The 18,561-nt window shown below is 73.1% G+C and carries 20 protein-coding genes; 16 read left to right on the top strand and 4 right to left on the bottom strand.

What is annotated here, in order from left to right; translation table 11 throughout:
* Nucleotides 1-5: 5 nt before the first annotated feature.
* The 6 genes from ACGFI1_RS23045 to ACGFI1_RS23020 are packed head-to-tail and all read left to right on the top strand — an operon-like array spanning nt 6 to nt 4,380.
* Nucleotides 6-497: an FAS1-like dehydratase domain-containing protein gene (locus tag ACGFI1_RS23045; protein ID WP_392787686.1), complete on the top strand. Its 492-nt coding sequence runs from the start codon at nt 6-8 to the stop codon at nt 495-497.
* The gene (locus ACGFI1_RS23040) at nt 494-913 is read left to right on the top strand and encodes a MaoC/PaaZ C-terminal domain-containing protein (RefSeq protein ID WP_392787683.1); all 420 of its coding nucleotides are present in this window, start codon (nt 494-496) and stop codon (nt 911-913) included. Before ACGFI1_RS23045 ends, ACGFI1_RS23040 begins: the two co-directional genes overlap by 4 nt.
* Nucleotides 910-2,052 (top strand): acetyl-CoA acetyltransferase, encoded by a 1,143-nt coding sequence (locus ACGFI1_RS23035; protein WP_138633002.1) that lies wholly within the window; start codon nt 910-912, stop codon nt 2,050-2,052. Before ACGFI1_RS23040 ends, ACGFI1_RS23035 begins: the two co-directional genes overlap by 4 nt.
* Entirely contained in the window at nt 2,049-2,408 is a 360-nt protein-coding gene (locus ACGFI1_RS23030; RefSeq protein WP_138633005.1) for a Zn-ribbon domain-containing OB-fold protein, read from the top strand. The genes ACGFI1_RS23035 and ACGFI1_RS23030 overlap by 4 nt, the downstream gene beginning before the upstream one ends.
* Nucleotides 2,408-3,562: an acyl-CoA dehydrogenase family protein gene (locus ACGFI1_RS23025; RefSeq protein WP_138633008.1), complete on the top strand. Its 1,155-nt coding sequence runs from the start codon at nt 2,408-2,410 to the stop codon at nt 3,560-3,562. Before ACGFI1_RS23030 ends, ACGFI1_RS23025 begins: the two co-directional genes overlap by 1 nt.
* Nucleotides 3,559-4,380: an HpcH/HpaI aldolase/citrate lyase family protein gene (locus tag ACGFI1_RS23020; protein ID WP_138633011.1), complete on the top strand. Its 822-nt coding sequence runs from the start codon at nt 3,559-3,561 to the stop codon at nt 4,378-4,380. Before ACGFI1_RS23025 ends, ACGFI1_RS23020 begins: the two co-directional genes overlap by 4 nt.
* A 12-nt stretch (nt 4,381-4,392) precedes the next feature.
* On the opposite strand, the gene ACGFI1_RS23015 is transcribed toward ACGFI1_RS23020, so the two are convergent.
* Nucleotides 4,393-6,246 carry an APC family permease gene (locus ACGFI1_RS23015; RefSeq protein ID WP_392787679.1) on the bottom strand — a complete coding sequence of 618 codons (1,854 nt, stop codon included), beginning with the start codon at nt 6,244-6,246 and terminating at the stop codon, nt 4,393-4,395.
* Nucleotides 6,239-7,411, bottom strand: coding sequence for an ammonium transporter (locus ACGFI1_RS23010; RefSeq protein ID WP_392787676.1), 1,173 nt, complete (start codon nt 7,409-7,411; stop codon nt 6,239-6,241). Before ACGFI1_RS23010 ends, ACGFI1_RS23015 begins: the two co-directional genes overlap by 8 nt.
* 271 nt (nt 7,412-7,682) lie before the next feature.
* Between ACGFI1_RS23010 and ACGFI1_RS23005 the strand changes: the two genes are divergently transcribed.
* From ACGFI1_RS23005 to ACGFI1_RS22960, 10 genes are read left to right on the top strand one after another with little or no spacing between them, the layout of a single operon-like run.
* Nucleotides 7,683-8,675: an urea transporter gene (locus ACGFI1_RS23005; RefSeq protein ID WP_392787674.1), complete on the top strand. Its 993-nt coding sequence runs from the start codon at nt 7,683-7,685 to the stop codon at nt 8,673-8,675.
* A 52-nt stretch (nt 8,676-8,727) separates the two neighbouring features.
* Nucleotides 8,728-9,039 carry an urease subunit gamma gene (locus ACGFI1_RS23000; protein ID WP_138633023.1) on the top strand — a complete coding sequence of 104 codons (312 nt, stop codon included), beginning with the start codon at nt 8,728-8,730 and terminating at the stop codon, nt 9,037-9,039.
* The gene (locus ACGFI1_RS22995) at nt 9,036-9,797 is read left to right on the top strand and encodes a sirohydrochlorin chelatase (protein ID WP_387073255.1); all 762 of its coding nucleotides are present in this window, start codon (nt 9,036-9,038) and stop codon (nt 9,795-9,797) included. Before ACGFI1_RS23000 ends, ACGFI1_RS22995 begins: the two co-directional genes overlap by 4 nt.
* Nucleotides 9,790-10,254, top strand: coding sequence for an urease subunit beta (ureB, locus tag ACGFI1_RS22990; protein ID WP_138633029.1), 465 nt, complete (start codon nt 9,790-9,792; stop codon nt 10,252-10,254). Before ACGFI1_RS22995 ends, ureB begins: the two co-directional genes overlap by 8 nt.
* Before the next feature lie 2 nt (nt 10,255-10,256).
* Complete coding sequence (ureC, locus tag ACGFI1_RS22985) at nt 10,257-11,984, top strand: urease subunit alpha (RefSeq protein WP_301177006.1); 1,728 nt, start codon at nt 10,257-10,259, stop codon at nt 11,982-11,984.
* A complete protein-coding gene (locus tag ACGFI1_RS22980; protein ID WP_392787671.1) occupies nt 11,981-12,703 on the top strand; it encodes an urease accessory protein UreF in 723 nt (240 codons plus the stop codon). The genes ureC and ACGFI1_RS22980 overlap by 4 nt, the downstream gene beginning before the upstream one ends.
* 20 nt (nt 12,704-12,723) lie before the next feature.
* Nucleotides 12,724-13,356: an urease accessory protein UreG gene (gene ureG / locus ACGFI1_RS22975; RefSeq protein WP_138633038.1), complete on the top strand. Its 633-nt coding sequence runs from the start codon at nt 12,724-12,726 to the stop codon at nt 13,354-13,356.
* Complete coding sequence (locus ACGFI1_RS22970) at nt 13,353-14,315, top strand: urease accessory protein UreD (RefSeq protein WP_392787668.1); 963 nt, start codon at nt 13,353-13,355, stop codon at nt 14,313-14,315. The genes ureG and ACGFI1_RS22970 overlap by 4 nt, the downstream gene beginning before the upstream one ends.
* Nucleotides 14,312-14,806, top strand: coding sequence for a fluoride efflux transporter FluC (locus ACGFI1_RS22965; RefSeq protein ID WP_386873567.1), 495 nt, complete (start codon nt 14,312-14,314; stop codon nt 14,804-14,806). Before ACGFI1_RS22970 ends, ACGFI1_RS22965 begins: the two co-directional genes overlap by 4 nt.
* Nucleotides 14,803-15,174 (top strand): fluoride efflux transporter FluC, encoded by a 372-nt coding sequence (locus tag ACGFI1_RS22960; protein ID WP_386873568.1) that lies wholly within the window; start codon nt 14,803-14,805, stop codon nt 15,172-15,174. Before ACGFI1_RS22965 ends, ACGFI1_RS22960 begins: the two co-directional genes overlap by 4 nt.
* 79 nt (nt 15,175-15,253) lie before the next feature.
* Here ACGFI1_RS22960 and ACGFI1_RS22955 read toward each other — a convergent pair whose 3' ends face one another.
* Together ACGFI1_RS22955 and ACGFI1_RS22950 are read right to left on the bottom strand one after the other, a co-directional pair.
* Complete coding sequence (locus ACGFI1_RS22955) at nt 15,254-16,801, bottom strand: pectate lyase family protein (protein ID WP_392787666.1); 1,548 nt, start codon at nt 16,799-16,801, stop codon at nt 15,254-15,256.
* Nucleotides 16,802-16,844: 43 nt separating this feature from the next.
* Nucleotides 16,845-18,446, bottom strand: coding sequence for a carbohydrate-binding protein (locus ACGFI1_RS22950; protein WP_392787665.1), 1,602 nt, complete (start codon nt 18,444-18,446; stop codon nt 16,845-16,847).
* Nucleotides 18,447-18,561 lie beyond the last annotated feature (115 nt).

The following is an 18,561-nucleotide window of genomic DNA, read 5'->3' as shown; positions in this document are numbered from 1 at the left end:
ACACCATGGGCCTGCTGACCGAGGAGATGAAGGCGCTCGTCGGGCGCGAGGTCGTCTACACCGCGCCCGAGGAGCTGGGACGCGCCTCGATCCGGTACTTCGCCGAGGCCGTCGGCGACGCCAACCCGCTCTACACCGACGACGCCTACGCCCGCGAGCACGGCTACGGTGGCGTGGTCGCCCCGCCGACGCTCATCTTCGAGACGAACCAGTACACCGGCCTGCGCCGCGACGACGACGGGTTCGCCGGGCACAGCTGGCACCTGGACGTGCCCGGCACCCGGCTGGTGCGCGGCGGCAACTCCTACGAGTTCCACCGGCCCGTCCGCCCGGACGACGTCGTCACGGCCACCTGGCGGATCACCGGCATCACCGAGCGGGTCAACGGGCGCGGGCAGGCGATGCTCATCGTCACCTCCACCGCGACCTACACCGACCAGCGCGGCGAGCCGCTCGCCGCCAACGAGGAGACCCTGATCTACGTGGAGATCGCATGACGGCCGCGGGGGAGGCGGTGCCGGAGCTGGTGCGCCGCATCGAGCTCGCCGGCATGGTCGCCTACGCCGGCGCCACCTGGGACTGGCACCGCATGCACTACGACCCGGCGTTCCTTGAGCCGCGCAAGCTGCCCGCGCCCGTCGTGGACGGCCAGGTGTTCGGGGCGCTGCTGGCCGAGCAGGTGCAGGACTGGCTCGGCCCGTCCGCCCGGCTGGCGAAGCTGTCCTTCCGGTTCAAGAACCTGGTGTTCGCGGGGGAGACCGTCCGCTGCACCGGCACCGTCACCGCCGCGGAGGACGGCCTGCTGACCATCGAGCAGCAGGTCGTGGTGGTGGACGACGGCCGGGTCGCGGTCGCGCCCGCGGGCTGCCAGGTGCGGCTCGGCGGGGCGCGGCTCGGCGGGGGGACGCCGTGACCGTCGCCATCGCGGGCGCGGCCGAGTCCGACCTCGGCGTGACCGGGAAGTCGATCCTCGGTCTCCAGGCGCAGGCCGTCACCCGGGCGCTGGACGACGCGGGCCTCGCGCTCGCCGACGTCGACGGGATCGCCACCACCGGGATCTCCCGCTTCTCCGCCACCCAGCTCGCCGACTACCTGGGGATCGAGCCGTCCTGGACGGACTCGACGTTCGCCGGCGGGTCCGCGTTCGAGATGTTCGCGGCGCGGGCCGCGCAGGCGATCGAGGCGGGCCAGTGCCGCACGGTCCTCATCACGTTCGCGTCGAACCAGCGGTCCGCGCGGTCCCGGTCGCTCGGCGGCGTGCTCGACCCGCACACCCCGGAGGCGGTGTTCGAGTCGCCCTACGCGCCGCTGTACCCAATCTCGTACTACGCGATGGCGGCGCAGCGGTACCTGCACGCCTACGGCGCCACCCGCGAGCAGCTCGCCGAGGTCGCCGTCGCCGCCCGCGAATGGGCGCTGCTCAACCCCCAGGCGTTCCGGTACGGCAAGGGCCCGCTGACCGCGCCGGACGTCCTCGGCGCGCCGCCGGTGTCCACGCCGCTGACCACCGCCGACTGCTGCCTGGTCACCGACGGCGGCGGCGCGGTCGTGCTCACCTCCCTGGAGCGGGCCCGCGACCTGCGCAGGCCCCCGGCGATCGTGCTCGGCTACGGGGAGTCGACGACCAACACCAGCATGACCTCGGCCGGCGACCTGCTGCGCCCCGGCTCGTTCGACTCCGGGCGGCGGGCGTTCGCGATGGCCGGGCTCACCCCGTCGGACGTCGACGTCGCCGAGGTCTACGACTCGTTCACCATCACCGTGCTGCTGACCCTGGAGGGCCTCGGCTTCTGCGCGCCGGGCGAGGCCGCCGGGTTCGTCGCGGACGGCCGGATCCGCCCCGGCGGCGGCCTCCCGCTCAACACCAACGGCGGCGGCCTGTCCTACTGCCATCCCGGCCAGTACGGGCTGCTGCTGCTCGTCGAGGCCGTCCGGCAGCTGCGCGGCGAGTGCGGGGACCGGCAGGTCGCCGGCGCCGAGATCGCGCTCGCGCACGGCACCGGCGGCATCCTGTCCAGCCACGCCACCGTCCTGCTGGGAGCGGACCGATGATCGAGGACGAATGGTGGGACGCGACCCGCGAGCGGCGCCTGGTCGTCCAGCGCTGCGCGTGCGGGCACGCCCAGCACTACCCGCGCGAACTCTGCACGGCCTGCGGCGGCACGGCGCTGGAGTTCGCGGAGGCGTCCGGGCGCGGCACCGTCGACTCCTTCACCGTCGTGCACCGCGCGCCCGCCCCCGACGTCGAGGTCCCGTACACGGTCGCGCGGGTCCGGCTCGCCGAGGGCCCGATCATCCTCAGCCATTTGGACGGCCCGGGGCCGTGGGCGTGCGACGAGCCGGTGCGGCTCGGCTGGCGGCCGCTGCCCGACGGCCGCAACCTCCCCATCTTCACCAAGGACGCCTGATGGACTTCGAACTGACCGAAGAGCAGCGGCTCTTCCGCGACACGCTCCGCGACTTCGTGGACCGCGAGATCCGCCCCGTGGTCCAGGAGTGGGAGGCGGCCGACCGGTACCCGGCCGAGATCGTCGAGACGATGAAGGGCCTCGGCCTGTTCGGGCTGACCGTCCCGGAGGAGTACGGCGGGCTCGGCGCCGACATGGTCTCCTTCGCCCTGGTCTTCGAGGAGATCTCCAAGGGCTGGATGGGCATCGCCGGCATCCTCGGCAGCCACTCGCTGTCCTGCTGGATGATCGCCCGGCACGGCACGCCGGAGCAGCGGGAGCGCTTCCTGCCCGACCTCGCCGCCGGGCGGCGCCGCACCGGCATCGGCCTCACCGAGCCGGGCGCCGGCACCGACCTGCAGGGCATCGCCACCACCGCGCGCCGCGACGGCGACCACTACGTCGTCGACGGGCGCAAGACGTGGATCACCAACGCCCGGCACGCGAGCCCGCTGCCCGTCCTGGTCAAGACCGACCCCGCCGCGTCCCCGGCGCACCGGGGCATGTCCGTCCTGCTGGTGGAGGACGGCTTCGAGGTGCTGCGGGACCTGCCCAAGCTCGGGTACAAGGGCACCGAGTCCTGCGAGATCGTGTTCGACGGCGTGCGCGTCCCGGCCGCGAACCTGCTCGGCGGCGTCGAGGGGCGCGGCATGCAGCAGGTGCTGTCCGGGCTGGAGACCGGCCGCATCAACGTCGCCGCCCGGTCGCTCGGCATCGCCCAGGCCGCCTACGACGAGGCGCTGCGGTACGCGGCGCAGCGGGAGGCGTTCGGCCGGCCCATCCAGGACTTTCAGGCGGTCCAGCTGAAGCTCGCGGACATGGCGATCAAGGTGCAGGCCGCGCGCCTGCTGGTCTACTGGGCCGCGTCCCGCGCCGACGCGGGCGACCGCGTCGACATGCAGGCGGGGATGGCCAAGACGTTCGCCAGCGAGGCCGCGATGGAGTGCGCGCTCGCCTCGATGCAGGTCCACGGCGGGTACGGCTACTCCAAGGAGTTCGCCGTCGAGCGCCTTTACCGGGACGCGCCGCTGATGAGCATCGGCGAGGGCACCAACGACATCATGCGGACCGTCATCGCCAAGGCCCTGACCTCGGGCAAGGAGACCGTCGGATGAGGACCACCGCGCTGTACGTGCCGGGCGACCGCCCCGACCGTCTCGCGAAGGCCCTGCGCAGCGGCGCGGGCGAGCTGATCGTCGACCTGGAGGACGCGGTGCCGGTCGCCGCGAAGGAGCGCACCCGCGCCGAGGTCGCCGCCTGGCTGCGGACGCTGCCCGCGGACCGGCCGGCGGTGACCGTCCGGATCAACCCCGGCGAGCACGGCCTCGCCGACGCCCGCGCGGTCGCCGGGCCGGGGCTGGACGGCCTGTGCGCCGCCAAGACCGAGAGCGCCGCCGGGTTGCGCGCCCTGGACGCGGTCCTCACCGGCGCGGGCCTGCCCGAGCTGCCGGTCGTCCCGCTGCTGGAGTCGGCGGCGGCGGTGTTCGCGGCGCGGGAGATCGCGTCCGCGCCCCGCGTCGCGGGCCTCCAGCTCGGCGAGGCGGACCTGGCCGCCGATCTCGGCGCCGCGCCGGGGCCGGACGAGTCGGAGCTGCTGTGGGCGCGGTCCCAGGTCGTCGCGGCGTCCGCCGCCGCCGGCCTGCCCGCGCCCATCGCCCCCGTGTCCACCGAGTTCCGGGACCTGGACGCCTTCCGGGCGACGACGCTGCGGCTCAAGCGGCTCGGCTTCCACGGCCGCGCCTGCATCCATCCCGCCCAGCTGCCGGTCGCCGACGAGGTCTTCACCCCGTCGCCGGAGGAGGTCGAGCGGGCCCGCGCGCTGCTCGCGGGCTACGAGGCGTCGCTCGCCTCCGGCTCGGCCGTCTTCACCGACGCCGACGGCCGTCTCGTGGACGAGGCCGTCGTCCGCGCCGCCCGCCGCCTGCTGTCCTGACCCGGCGGGCGCTCAGCCGGTGACGCGGTGCGGGACCATGCAGACCGGGACGTCCGGAACGTGCTCGCGCACCGCCTCCGCGAGGAGCAGGCTCCGCTGGTCGTAGAGGAACCGGTACCGGGGCCGGCTCGACTCGACGATCGGGATGAGCACCATGGACGGGCCGCCGTCCGCCGCCACCCGCCGGACATGGTCGACGACGGGGCGGATCCTCGCGTCCTGCGGGCTGTCGAGGACGGTCAGCCGCACCCCGGGGTCCCAGCGGTCCCACCGCTCCCGGAGGGCGCGGGCGTCCTCCTCGCCGGTGCGCACCGCGACCGCGGCGACGTCGGCGCCGATGCTGAGCGCGGTGCTCAGGGCCCGTTCCGCCACCGTGCCGATGTCGTCCACCGGCACGATGATCTGCCACGCGGCGGGGGCCGCGTCCGGCCGGTGCGCCGGGACGCGGCCGAGCCGGAGCTCGGCGCCGACGCGGTCGTAGTAGCGGCGGATCCGCGCGAACAGCAGTATCAGCAGCGGCACCGCGACGACGACCGCCCACGCGCCCTCGGCGAACTTGGTGACGAGCAGGACCGCGGTCGCGACCGCGGTGAGGACGGCGCCGGTGCCGTTCAGCAGCGCCTTGCCCGCCCACTGGGGCGGGCGGAGCCGCGCCCAGTGCAGGACGAGCCCCGCCTGGCTGATGGTGAACCCGGTGAACACCCCGATCGCGAACAGCGGGAGCAGCCGGTGCGTCCGGGCGTCCACGGCGATCAGCAGCACGGCGGCGGCCGCCGCCACGGCGAGGACGCCGTACCGGTGCACCGGCCGCTCGCCGCGCAGCGTGAACAGGTGCGGCAGCCTGTGGTCCTTGGCGAGCAGGCTGAGCAGGACGGGCAGGCCGCCGAAGCTGGTGTTGGCGGCGAGCGTCAGCGCGACCGCGACGATCAGCCCGGCCGCCTGGTAGAGCCAGCCGGTGCCGTAGGCGCCCGCGGTGAGCTGGGCGAGCAGCGTCACGCCGGCGCGCGGGGCGAGGACGTCCCGCCGGATCAGCAGCGCCAGCCCGATGAGCATCACGCCGAGCAGCGCGCCCAGCATCAGCTCGGTGCGCTGCGCCCGCGCGACGCGCGGCCGGCGGAACATCGGCACCCCGTTGGCGATGGCCTCCACCCCGGTCAGCGCGGCGCATCCGGCCGAGAACGCCTTGAGGATGAGCAGCGCGCCCAGCGCCTCGTGCGGCTGCGGGAGGACCGCGCCGCCGACGGACGCGACCGGGTGCCCCCGGATCAGGCCGACCACGATGATGCCGAGGACGGTGGCGATGAACAGCAGGGTCGGCGCCATCAGGAAGCGGGCGCTGTCGGTGATCCCGTAGAGGTTCACCGCCGTGAGCACCAGCAGCACCGCCAGCGCCACCGCCAGCGTGTGCGGGCGCAGCGCCGGGAACGCCGAGGCGAGGGTGGCGGCGCCCGACGCGAGGCTGACCGCCACGGTGAGGACGTAGTCCACGATCAGCGCGGCGGCGGCGAGCATGCCCATCCGCGGCCCCATGTCCGTCTTCGCCACCGCGTAGGACCCGCCGCCGTCGGGGTGCACGGCGATCACCTGCCGGTACGACACCACCAGCACGATGAGCAGCGCGACGATGGCCAGGGTCACCGGAAGGGTGCGGCGCACCTCGGTGAGGCCCGCGGTGACCAGCACCAGCGCGATCGCCTCCGGCCCGTAGGCGACGGAGCTGAGCGCGTCCAGCGACAGCGCGACCAGTCCCTGCGGGCTGGTGAGGTGGCTCTTGTCGCCCTCCCCGTGCCGCCGCTGGAGCTTCGGCCGCCGCGGGCCCGAGAACGGCCCGCGCGCGTGGACGAGCGCCCGGCCGGGGTCAGTCATCGGCGAACGCGGCGTCCATGCCCCGCGCCTGCTCCTCCTCGGTCGTCCGCATCCGGAACAGCCGGTCGATGATCTTGCCGATGAGGTAGGTGGCGAGGAAGGCGTAGGCGGCGACGGCGAGCACCGCGACGACCTGCTTGCCGAGCACCGAGGCCGGGCCGCCGTAGAACAGCCCCGGCGTGCCGCGCTCCCAGCCGGTGGACAGGAAGCCGAGCGCCACCACCCCGACGATCCCGCCGGCGCCGTGGATCCCGACGACGTCGAGGGTGTCGTCGTACCCGGCGACGAGCTTCAGCTCCACCGCGTAGCTGCACACCAGCGCGGCCAGCACGCCGACCGCGAACGCGCCCTCGACGCTGACGAAGGCGCAGGACGGGGTGATGGCGACCAGCCCGGCCAGCGCGCCGCTGGTGGAGCCGAGCTTGGTCAGCTGCCGGAAGCGGAGCCATTCCAGCGTCCGCCAGGCCAGCATCCCGGCGCAGCCCGCGATCATCGTGCTGACGAAGGCCCGGGTCGCCAGCGCGCCGTCGGTCAGCGCCGATCCGGCGTTGAAGCCGAACCAGCCGAACCACAGCAGGCCGAGGCCGAGCAGCACGAACGGGATGTTGCCCGGGCGGGGGCCCTCGCCGCGCCGGAACGCGATGCCCGGCCCCAGGACGATCGCCATCGCGAGCCCCGAGATGCCGGAGTTCAGTTCGACGACGAGCCCGCCCGCGAAGTCCATGACGCCCCATTTGCTGAGCCATCCCGAGTCGGCGAAGACCCAGTGCGCGATGGGGAGGTAGACCACGGTCACCCACACGATGACGAACAGGACCCACGGCCCGAACCGGGCGCGCCCCGCGATCGAGCCGCTGATCAGCGCGACCGTGATGATCGCGAACGTGAGCTGGAAGCAGACGTAGATCTGCTTCGGGATGGCGCCCTGCAGCGCGGTGGGGGCGATGTGCCCGAGCCGCCAGTCGCCCCAGCCGATGAGCCCGAGGCCGCCCGCGTCCTCGCCGAACGCGATCCCGTACCCGTAGAGGAACCACAGGATCGTGACGAGGCTGATCGAGATGAAGCTCATGTAGAGCATCGTCAGCATGTTCTTCGAGCGGACCATGCCGCCGTAGAAATAGGCGAGGCCGGGAGTCATGAGGAGCACCATCGCGGTGCTCACCATCAGCCAGGCGGAATCCCCCGTATTGAGGCCCGTCGACATATGCGAACCAATCGTCGATCCGTCTCGACCCGAGAGCGCGGCGGGTGAGCTTCCGCTTTTATGGTTCGCGTCCGGACGGTCCGGCAAACTCGACATTCCATGCCTTGACCAATGATTTGCCGCCAACGGTTTTTCTCGGTGCGGAAACGTGGGAAGCGTCCTGGTTGTCGTGCACGTTGTTGAACGCGGGCCGTTGGGGCGACGCGGATCCGGGCCGTCCGAAGGAGCATCCATGGCGTCATCGCCGCCGTCCGAGGACGCGCCCGGCGAGCAGCACGGCGAGGACGCGGCCCCCGCGGCGGAGCGGGCGCGGAACGCCCTCCTGACGATCCCGCGGGGCATCGCGCAGGTCGAGTTCCAGCCCAATGTCTGGACCGGCCTGATCTTTCTCATCGCGCTGTTCGTCGGCGGCTGGCAGTTCGGGGCGTTCGCGCTGCTCGGCGTCGGTACGGCCACCGCGACCGCGTACCTGCTCGGGGTCGACCGGAACCGCGTCTCGCTCGGCCTCGAAGGCTTCAACGGGACGCTGATCGGCGTCGCGCTGGTGCTCTACCTGGGCACGGACTGGTCGACGGTCCCGCTGGTCGTCGGCGGGGCGGTCGCGGGCAGCGTGCTCACGGCGGCGCTGAACTCCGTGCTGACGCCGTACAAACTGCCCACCTTCACCGCGCCGTTCTGCGTGGTGGCCCTGGTGATGGCGATCGGCGCGCCGTCCTACGCCCGGGTGTGGGCCGGGCACAACAACTCCGCCCCGCCGTCGGCCGCCGACCCCGGCACGGCGATGACCTGGACCGACTTCTGGCACGGGTTCTTCAACGGGATCGGGCAGGTCTTCTTCCAGGACAAGTGGTACGTGGGGCTGATCTTCCTGATCGGCCTCGCGGTGTCGAGCCGGCTGGTCGCCGCGGCCGCGGCCGTGTCCAGCCTGATCGGCCTGCTCACCGGCTGGTGGCTCGGCGCGCAGGCGGCCGACCTCGGCGCCGGCCTGTACGGCTACAACGCGGTGCTGACCGGGATCGCGCTGACCGGGACGTTCGTCGTGCTCAGCCCGGCCGGCGTGGTCTACGCGGTGGTCGGGGCGGCGACCGCGGCGGGCCTGACCGCCGGTCTCACCAACCTGTTCAACGTGGTCGGCGGCCACACCCTGACCTGGCCGTTCGTGCTGGTCACCTGGGTGTTCCTGGCCGCCGTCCCGATCTTCTCCAGGATCCGGCGGGCCGCATGAGGGGTGCGCCGCCGTCCGCGTCCCGGCGGAGTCCGGGCAGAAAGGGGCATCGATGAACCTGTCACCACGAGAGATCGACAAGGCGCTCATCTTCACCGTCGCGCAGATGGCGGAGCACCGCCGGCAGCGCGGCCTGAAGCTCAACCACGGCGAGACGGTCGCGCTGATCAGCTCCGCGATCGTGGAGGCCGCGCGGGACGGCAAGACCGTCTCCGACTGCATGGAGCTCGGCAAGAAGGTCGTCGGACCGGACGACGTGATGCCGGGCGTGCGCGGCATGCTGTCGCTGATCCAGGTCGAGGCCGCGTTCGACGACGGCACCAAGCTCGTCTCCTGCCACGACCCCGTCGGCGGCGGCAAGTGACGGGAGCCCCCGGCCGCGCGGTCCTGCCGGTCGGCGGACACGAGAGCGCCCCCGCGGCCGGGGTGCACGGCCCCGGGCGGGGGCTGCGGACCGCGCTGCGCGGCCTGCCGCGCGCCGTCGCGGTCCCGATGACGCTGGGCCGCGACCCGGACCTCGCGCCCGCGGCCGCGCAGACCCTGGCCTGGGCGGCGCGGGACCGGGCGCCGGGGGATCTGCTGCTCGCCGAACCGCTCGGCACGGTGACGCATCTCGTGGGATGGATCCGCGCGGTCGCCACACGGGTCGCGCGGACGGCGGACGGGCCGGACGCCGTGCTGCTGGTGGCGCCGGCCGCGGGGCCCGACGCCGATGCGGAGCTGTTCAAGGTCGCGCGGCTCGTCTGGCACGGCCTGCCGGTCCGCCGGGTGGAGGTCGCCTTCGACGGCGGCGAGCCCGGCGTGGCCGAGGGCGTGGAGCGCTGCCGCCTGCTGGGGGCCCGCGGCGTCGCGGTGGTGCCCGCCTCGCTCGTCCCGCCCCCGCCGTGCCCCGGCGCGGTCGCCGCCGGGCCGCTGCTCGCGCCGGCGGCCGTCGCGGCCCTGGTCCGCGAGCGCGCCGCCGAAGCGGAGCGGCGCTGGGCGCACGCCCGCGACGACGGCCTCGGCATCGCCGCGGGGCACGGCCACGGGCACGGGCATGGCCACGGCCACGGCGACGCGAATTACCACGCTTTTTCTGAGAACACCGAGACGACCCTGGAGGGGATGGCCGCTCATGGCTGACGAGATCTATATGTTCGGCGACGGAGAAATAGAACTGAACAGCGGCCAGCGCCGGGAGACGCTGACCGTCGAGAATACCGGGGACCGGGCCGTCCAGATCGGCTCGCATTTCCATTTCTTCGAGGTCAACCGGGCGCTGAGCTTCGACCGGGAGAAGACCTTCGGGATGCGGCTCGACATTCCCGCGGGAACGGCCGTCCGGTTCGAGGCGGGCGACACCAAGAAGATCCGGCTCGTCGAGTACGGCGGCGGAATGCGCATCGTCGGGTTCGGCGGGCTGCTCAACGGCAGCGTCCGGTCCAAGTCCGCGCGCGAGGCCGCGTTCACCCGGATGCACGAGTGGGGCTACCTGGACACCGAGGTGCCGAGCGGCGACGGGTCGGGCAACGGGCACCGGGCCCCCGCCAAGCGGGGCGCCCGCGCGAAGGCCGGCGCGGGCCGGTCGAGGAAGGGCTGACGATGGCGACCACGATCTCCCGCGAGAAGTACGCGAGCATGTACGGCCCCACCGTGGGCGACCGCATCCGCCTCGCCGACACCAACCTGGTGGTGGAGGTGGAGAAGGACTTCAACGAGGGCCACTACGGCGACGAGACCCAGTACGGGGGCGGCAAGACCGCCCGGGACGGCATGTCCGCCGACCCGGCCTCGCTGAGCGCGACGACCACCCTGGACACGGTCATCACCAACGCGGTGATCATCGATCCGCTGCTCGGCGTCGTCAAGGGCGACATCGGCATCAAGAACGGGCGGATCGCGGGGGTCGGCAAGTCCGGCAACCCGCACACCCAGAACGGGGTGGACCGGCGGCTGATCGTCGGGGTGGGCACCGAGGTGATCTCGGGGGAGAACCTCATCGCGACCGCCGGCGCGATCGACTCCCACGTCCACTTCCTCGCGCCGCAGCAGGCGCAGCACGCGCTGAGCAACGGCATCACCACCCTGCTCGGCGGCGGCACCGGGCCAGCGGACGGCAGCCGCGGCACCACCTGCACGCCGGGACCGTGGAACATCTCCCGCATCCTGCAGGCGTACGAGGACATCCCGATCAACATCGCCGTCTACGGGAAGGGGAACGGCAGCCTGCCCGGCCCGCTGGACGAGCAGCTGCGCGCCGGCGCCTGCGGGCTGAAGGTGCACGAGGACTGGGGCACCACGCCCTCGGTCATCGACTGCGCGCTGCGCGTCGCCGACGACCACGACGTGCAGATCTCCATCCACACCGACACGCTGAACGAGGCCGGGTTCGTGGAGGACACGATCAGCGCGATCGACGGCCGCGCGATCCACACCTACCACTCCGAGGGGGCCGGCGGCGGGCACGCGCCCGACATCCTGCAGATCACCTCCGAGCCGAACGTCCTGCCCGCCTCGACCAACCCGACGCTGCCCTACACGGTCAACTCGGCGGACGAGCTGCTGGACATGACGATGGTCTGCCACCACCTCAGCTACGACGTCCCGGAGGACCTGGCGTTCGCCGAGAGCCGCGTCCGCCCGGAGACCATCGCGGCGGAGACGGTGCTGCACGACCTCGGCATCATCAGCATCATCGGGTCGGACTCGCAGGCGATGGGCCGGGTCGGCGAGTCGGTCACCCGCGCCTTCCAGGTCGCGCACCACTGCAAGGACAAGCGCGGCCCGCTGCCCGAGGACTCCGCGCGCAACGACAACACCCGCGTGCTGCGCTTCCTGTCCAAGGTCACCATCAACCCGGCCCGCACCTGCGGCATGGCGAACGAGATCGGGTCGCTGGAGGACGGCAAGCTCGCCGACATCGTGCTGTGGCCGGTCCGCTCGTTCGGCGCGAAGCCGGCCATGGTCATCAAGGGCGGGCTGATCAGCTGGGCGGAGATGGGCGACCCGAACGCCTCGCTGCCCACCCCGCAGCCGGTCTACTTCCGGCCGACCTTCGGCGCCTACGGCAGGGCGCTGCGCGAGACCTGCGTGACGTTCATGTCGGACGCGGCGATCTCCGAGGGCGTCCCGGAGAAGCTCGGGCTGGAGCGGATCATCCGGCCGGTGCAGCAGTGCCGCACCGTCGACAAGCGGCACATGATGTACAACTCGACGCTCGCCGAGGTCAGGGTGGACCCGGAGACGTACCGAGTGACGGTGGACGGGGAGCGCGTCACCATCGACCCGGCCCGCTCGCTGCCGCTGAACCGGCTGCACTACATCGCATGACCGACGTCCGGGCGGAGGGGAGGCCGGAGGCCGGCGGGCTGGAGACGCTGCTCGCGCAGCTGCAGCTCACCGACTCCGGCTTCCCCAGCGGGCTCTACACGCTGTCGCACGGGCTGGAGGGCCACGCCCAGCTCGGCCTGGCGGGCGCGGACGACCTGCCGGCGCTGGTGTCGGACCTGGTGCGGGCGGCGGGCACCGGCGACGCGGCGGCGCTGGCGCTGGCGCACCGGGCGGTGACCGGCGGCGACTGGGACCTGCTGGTGGAGACCGACCGCAGGCTGCACGCGCTGAAGCTCGGCCGCGAGCAGCGGACGGCGTCGGTGCGCACCGGCCGGCAGGTGCTGGAGAACGCCGGGCCCGCGTTCGGCTCGGGCCCGGCGGCGCGGCTCGCGGGCCTCGTCGCGGACGGCGTCGCGCCCGGCACCCACCCGGTCGCCGTGGGCGCGATCCACGCGGGGCTCGGCGTGCCCGTCCGGGACGCGGTGGCGAGCGACCTGTACGCGTTCGCGGCGAGCTGCGCGGCGGCGGCGGTCCGGCTCGCCCGGGTCGACTTCCGGCGGGCGCAGGCGCTGCTGCGGGAGCTGCGGCCGGAGCTGGCCCGCGCGGCGGAGACCGCGCTGGCCGCCCGGGACCCCCGCGACCTGCACGCCTCGACGCCCGCGGCCGACGCGGTCGCGGCCCTGCACGAGCGGGCGGAGGCCCGCCTGTTCATCACCTGAGAGAGCGGAGGACGGACGCCATGGAACTGGACCAGGTGTACAAGGTCGGCATCGGCGGGCCGGTGGGGTCGGGTAAGACGGCCCTCATCGAGGCGCTGGTGCCGATCCTGGTGGAGCGCGGGCACCGGCCCGGCGTGATCACCAACGACATCTACACGCAGGAGGACGCCCAGCACGTCCGCCGCACGCTGGCGGGCACGCTCGACGCCGAGCGCGTCGTCGGCGTCGAGACGGGGGCGTGCCCGCACACCGCCGTACGGGACGACCCCACGATGAACCTCGCGGCGGCGTCGGAGCTGCTCGACCGGTTCCCCGACATCGACGTGCTGCTGTTCGAGAGCGGCGGCGACAACCTGACGCTCACCTTCAGCCCGGCGCTCGCGGACGTGTACGTGTTCGTCCTGGACACCGCCGAGGGGGAGAAGATGCCGCGCAAGCGCGGGCCGGGCACCACCGACTCCGACCTGCTGGTCATCAACAAGATCGACATCGCCCCGTACGTGCGCACCGACCTCGCGGTGATGGAGGGCGACGCGCGGAGGGTGCGCGGGACGCGCCCGGTCGCGCTGACCGACTGCCTCACCGGGACCGGGGTCGCCGAGGTGGCCGACTTCGTCCTGGAGCGCCGGGAGGCGCTGTGCTCACCGGCGTGACGGCTCCGCCGGACGGCGTCTCCGGCGACCTCGCCCGGGCGGCGCCGGAGCGGTGCGCCCCGGCGTGGCTGCCCCCGGGGGTGGCGCGGTACGCCGCGGCGCCGGACACGCTGCCGGTCGGCTCGCCGGGCAAGGTCGGCGTGCTGGAGCTGGGCTTCGCGACGGCCGGCGGCCGGACGGAGCTGACCGGCTGCTTCCAGAAGGCGCCGCTGCACACCACCCGTCCGCTGTACCCGGACTCCGCCCGGCCCGACATGCCGTACGTGCTGTTCATGACGGCCGGCGCCGGGGTGCTGCAGGGCGACCGGTACCGTCTCGCCCTCGACTGCGGGCCGGGGACGGCCGTGCACTTCACCACCCAGACCGCCACGCGGATCTACCGGATGGAGCACGACTACGCCACCCAGGTCGTCGACCTCGCCGCCGGGCCGGGCAGCCACGTCGAGTACCTGCCCGCGACCACGATCCCGTTCGGGGAGTCGCGGTTCTACCAGCGCATGAGCGTCACCGCCGACCCGGAGGCGACCGTCGTCGTCGGCGAGAAGCTGATGGCCGGGCGGCTCGCCCGCGGCGAGTGGCACGCCTACGACGCCTACTGCACCGACCTGGAGGTCCGCGACCCCGGCGGCCGGCTGCTGTTCGCCGACCCGCTCCGGCTCGTCCCGGCCGAGCACGGACCCGCCGGCCCCGCGGTCATGGACGGCTTCGGACTCATGGCGTCCCTCTACGTCATCACCGGGGCGAAGCCCGCGCGGGAGGTCGCCGACGCCCTGCACGAGGCGCTCGCCGGGACGGGGCTGCGCGGCGGGGCGAGCGTCCTTCCCGGCGGCTGCGGGGCGTGGGCGCGGATGCTCGGCGACCGCTCCCCGGAGGTGGACGCCGGGTTCCACCGCACCTGGGACGCCGCACGCCGGCTGCTGCTCGGCGTCCCCGCGACGCCGCCGGGGGCCGGTGCGTGAAGGAACCGCTGTGGGGGCGCCTGCACAACCGCGAGCGGGCCGAGGCGCGCGTCCTGCACCCGCACAAGGGGCCGCCGCCCCTGCCGGGGCTGAAACCGAGGGTCATCGCGGACATCGCGATGGGGGGCGCGCTCGGCGCGCTCGCCCGTTACGGGCTCACCCAGGCGATCCCGACGGCGAAGCTCGGCTTCCCCTGGAACACCTTCACCGTCAACATCCTCGGCTGCCTCATCATGGGCGTCCTGACCAGCTACCTGCTCGGCGGCCGCGCGCACCCCTACGTGCGGCCGCTCGCCGTGACGGGCTATCTGGGCGGGTTCACGACCTTCTCGCACCTGATCGACGGCGTCTACACCCTCGGCGACGGCGGCCAGCCGGCCCTGGCCATCGGCTACGCGCTGATCAGCGTCGCCGTCGGCTGGGCCGCGATCGCCGTGGGCCTGGCGATCGGCCGCCGGATCCCGCACCACGACCCCGGGAGCGCGCCGTGACGACGTTCGTCGTGGTGCTCCTCGTCCTCGCCGGCGGCGCCGTGGGCGCCTCGATGCGCTACGTCCTGGACGGCTACGTCAAGGCCACCGCCGGCAAGTCCATGCCGTGGGGGACGCTCGCGGTGAACCTGCTCGGCGCGGGCGCGCTCGGCGCCCTGCACGGGGCCGGGACCGGAACCTACGTCGAGGCGCTGATGGGCACCGGCCTGTGCGGTGCGCTGACCACGTTCAGCACCTTCGAACTCGACACCGTCCACCTGATCCAGGACGGCGCGTACACCAGGGCGGCCGTCAACGCCGCGGGCAGCCTGATCCTCGGGTTCGCCGCGTTCATCGCCCTGCACGCCGCCTTCGCGCAGCTGGCCTGACGCCGGCGCGCCGAAGCCGCCCGGCGGGTCCGGGGGGACCGGACCCGCCGGGCGGCGGGCGGGGGGCGGGACCGGGCCGCTATCCGGCGTAGGTCTCGAACTCGGCGACCCGCGGCGTTCCGGACGCGCTGACGATCTTGAAGGTGATCTTGCGCAGTGCGGTGCGCGCGAACGAGACGGCGCCCGCGCCGCTGCCGGAGGCCAGCACGGCGCCGGTGTCATGGTCGATGAGCTGCCAGGAGCCGATGGTGCCGGCGGTGCCCGCCGCCTCCCGGACGTTGACCGCGGACACCGCCGTGGCGGAGCCCCACTTGATCGAGACGGACCCGGTCGTGCCGGCCGGCGACCAGTAGGTGCCCATGTCGCCGTCGCGGACGTCGCCGTAGCTCGTCCCGTCGGCCTTGCTGGAGCCGTCGGAGCCCGCCCCGATGCTGAGGTTGGTCCCGCTCGGCACCGTCGGCGTCGGCGTGGGGTCGGTGGGCGTGGGGGTGGGGTCGGTCGGCGTCGGGGTCGGCGACTGCGGCGTGCAGTCGCCGTCCGACACCCGCAGGCCTTTGTTCGCGCCCGCCGTCTGGCTCACGACGTCCGGCACACAGGCGGCGTCGTCGAGGCTGTAGGAGTAGGGGATGCTGACGGAGGTGTTGGACTGGGGGTTCGGGCCGGCGGGGTGGTTCTCCTCGCCCTCGCTCGTCCAGGTGACGTTGTCGTAGATGTTGCCGGCGACCTGCCAGTAGCCGAGTTCGTCGGTGTAGAAGGTGCCGAGGACGTCCTTGGAGTCCTCGAAGTAGTTGTTCTCGACCTTGATGTGCGCCCCGGCCCGTGAGTTGATGCCGGACTTGGCGAGCCCCACGAAGTGGTTGTCGTAGCTGTGGGCGGTTCCGCCGCGCAGCAGGGGCGTGCGGGAGTCGATGTTCTGGTACAGGTTGTGGTGGAACGTGACGAACCCGTTCGAGGTGTCGCTCTCGCTGGACCCGATCAGTCCGCCGCGCCCGGAGTTGCGCAGGACGCTGTAGGACAGGGTCACGTACCGGGTGTTGTCCTTCATGTCGAAGAGCGCGTCGTAGCCCTCGTCCTCGCCGCCGGACGCCTCCAGCGTGGCGTGGTCGACCCAGACGTTGCGGACGTCGCTCTCCATGCCGATCGCGTCGCCGCCGTTGGACGTGGGGGAGCCCGACTTCTTGACGTTCCGGACGCTCACGTTCTGGATGATGATGTTGCTGGAGTCGCGGATGTGGATGCCCAGCTGGTCGAAGACGGCGCCGCCGCCGACCCCGACGATGGTGACGTTGCTGATCCCCTTCAGCTCGATCCTGTCGTCGGCGGTGTCGCAGCTGCCGCCCGACACCTTGCCGGTGTTGCCGTGGTCGATCGTCCCCTCGACCTGGATGGTGATCGGCGTGCTCGTGCTCGCCCGGTCGCACAGGGCCGCGTGGATCGCGGTCCCGGTCGTGGCGCGCACGGTCTGCCCGCCCGCGCCGCCGGTGGTGCCGCCGTTCTGCGTCGCGTAGCCGGTCGCGCCGCCCGCGGCCGCCGCCACGTCGTGCGCCGACAGGGCCGCGCCGGTCGCGGCCGCGACGGCCGCCGCCGCCAGCGCCGCCGAGATCCGCACTGCGACTGCTCGTCTCATCTCGTCCTCGCCTCTTCTCTCGATCCGGATCCGGGTGCGCCGCTCACGGCGTCGCGGGGCTGCCGCCGAAGGTGACGGCGAGATGGCCGTCCGAGCCGAAGTACCAGCCGAGGGCGCCGGCGTAGGAGGAGCAGCGGGACCCGTTGGAGCCGGTCCAGAACTGGTTCGAGCCGTCGGCGTCGCCCACCGTCTTGTCGTTGGAGCCGTCGCCGTCGAAGCGGCACGAGGTGTTGTTCCGGAACACCGAACTGCCCTTGTCGAAGGAGAAGTTGCGCTCGGCGTTGTCGATGGCGACGTTGTAGGAGATCGTCATCGAGCCGGGGTTGCTGTTGTAGGTGAACCCGTGGTGGCCGTTGCCGTAGGCGATGCTGCGGCGCACCACGTGGTTGACCGCGATGCCGTCGCCGCCGAGCTTGAAGCCGTTGCGGTCGCCGTTGCCTGCCTGGCCGCCGTTGCTGAGGGTGCCGTTGCCGTAGGCGAGGGAGTCCTCGATGGTGACCGCGCCGATCGGGCCCGTCTCGTTCTTGGTGTAGAGGTCCCAGCCATCGTCGATGTTGTTGTGGGACACGTCGTAGCGGAAGACGTTGCCGGGCCCGGAGGTGAGCTTGGCGGCGAACCCGTCGGCGTCCTCGCCGTCGGAGTCGGCGTTGTCGTGGGACTCCGAGCTGATGACGAGATTGTTGGACGGCCACTGGCTCTCGGGGGTGTCGGACGCCGTCCGCGAGATCTGCAGCCCGGTGTCCCGGTTGAAGCGCGTCACCGCGCGCTCGATGACGTTGCCGCTGCCGCCGACGAAGATCCCGTTGTCGCCGGCGTGCTCGACGACGAGGCCGTACAGGTGCCAGTACGACCCGTTCAGCGCGAGCCCGCGGTTGGCGGAGTTCTCGCTCATCGCCGAGAAGTTGAGGACGGGGGTCTCGCCCGGGTAGGCGGACAGCAGCGTCCGGTCGCCGGCGCTGCCGTTGTCGCCGGTCGGGATGGTGACCGTCTGCGAGTAGCGGTAGGTGCCGCCGCGCATGTAGATCGTCCCGCCGGGGGCGATGCGGTCGATCGCGGAGGTGAGCGTCGTCGGGTCCGACTCGGTCCCGGACGCGCCGTCGGCACCGTTCGGCGCGACGTACAGCGCGTCGGCGTCGGACGGCGGCGGGGTGTCGTCGCCGTCCGTCTCGACCTCGATGTAGTCGATGTTGGCCAGGCCGTTGGAGGTGGTGGCGGTCAGCCGGACGGTGTTCGCGCCCGCGTTGAGCGGCACGGTGAGGGTGGCGGTCGTCCAGCCGTCCCACGAGCCGGTGCCGGCGAACTGCGCCGACGCGGCCGCCGCGCCGTTGACCGTGATGTTCGCGGGCCGGGCGGTGGACGTCCCGTTGGCGTAGCGGACGCGCAGCGTCGCCGTGCCGGCGGCGGGGGCGTTCACGGTGAGCTGCGCGTAGGCGCCGGTCTCGTTGTCGGTGTTGCAGAAGCCGCCGCCGGAGTAGCCGCCGTGGTCGGAGTCGATGGATCCCGTGCACACCGCCGGGGAGTTCTCGGCCTCGTACCGGGTCGTGGCGGCCTGCGCCGCGGTGCCGGGCAGCGTCACGAGCGCGCCGGCCAGTAACGTTCCGCAGGCGATCGCTGGTTTGAGCTGTATGGCGGGTTTGAGTTGCATCGTTCGTCTCCAGAGGGGGGAGCTTGGCGGATCGGGGGTGGGAAGGGGTTCGGGAGATCGCGCGGCGGTTCCGGGGGTGATCGGGCCTGGGGAGCGGGGGGTGGTCGCATGGGCC

Source organism: Actinomadura geliboluensis (genome assembly GCF_043197915.1).
GTDB classification, from domain to species: Bacteria; Actinomycetota; Actinomycetes; order Streptosporangiales; family Streptosporangiaceae; genus Spirillospora; species Spirillospora geliboluensis.
This window is presented reverse-complemented; position numbering and strand designations above follow the sequence as displayed.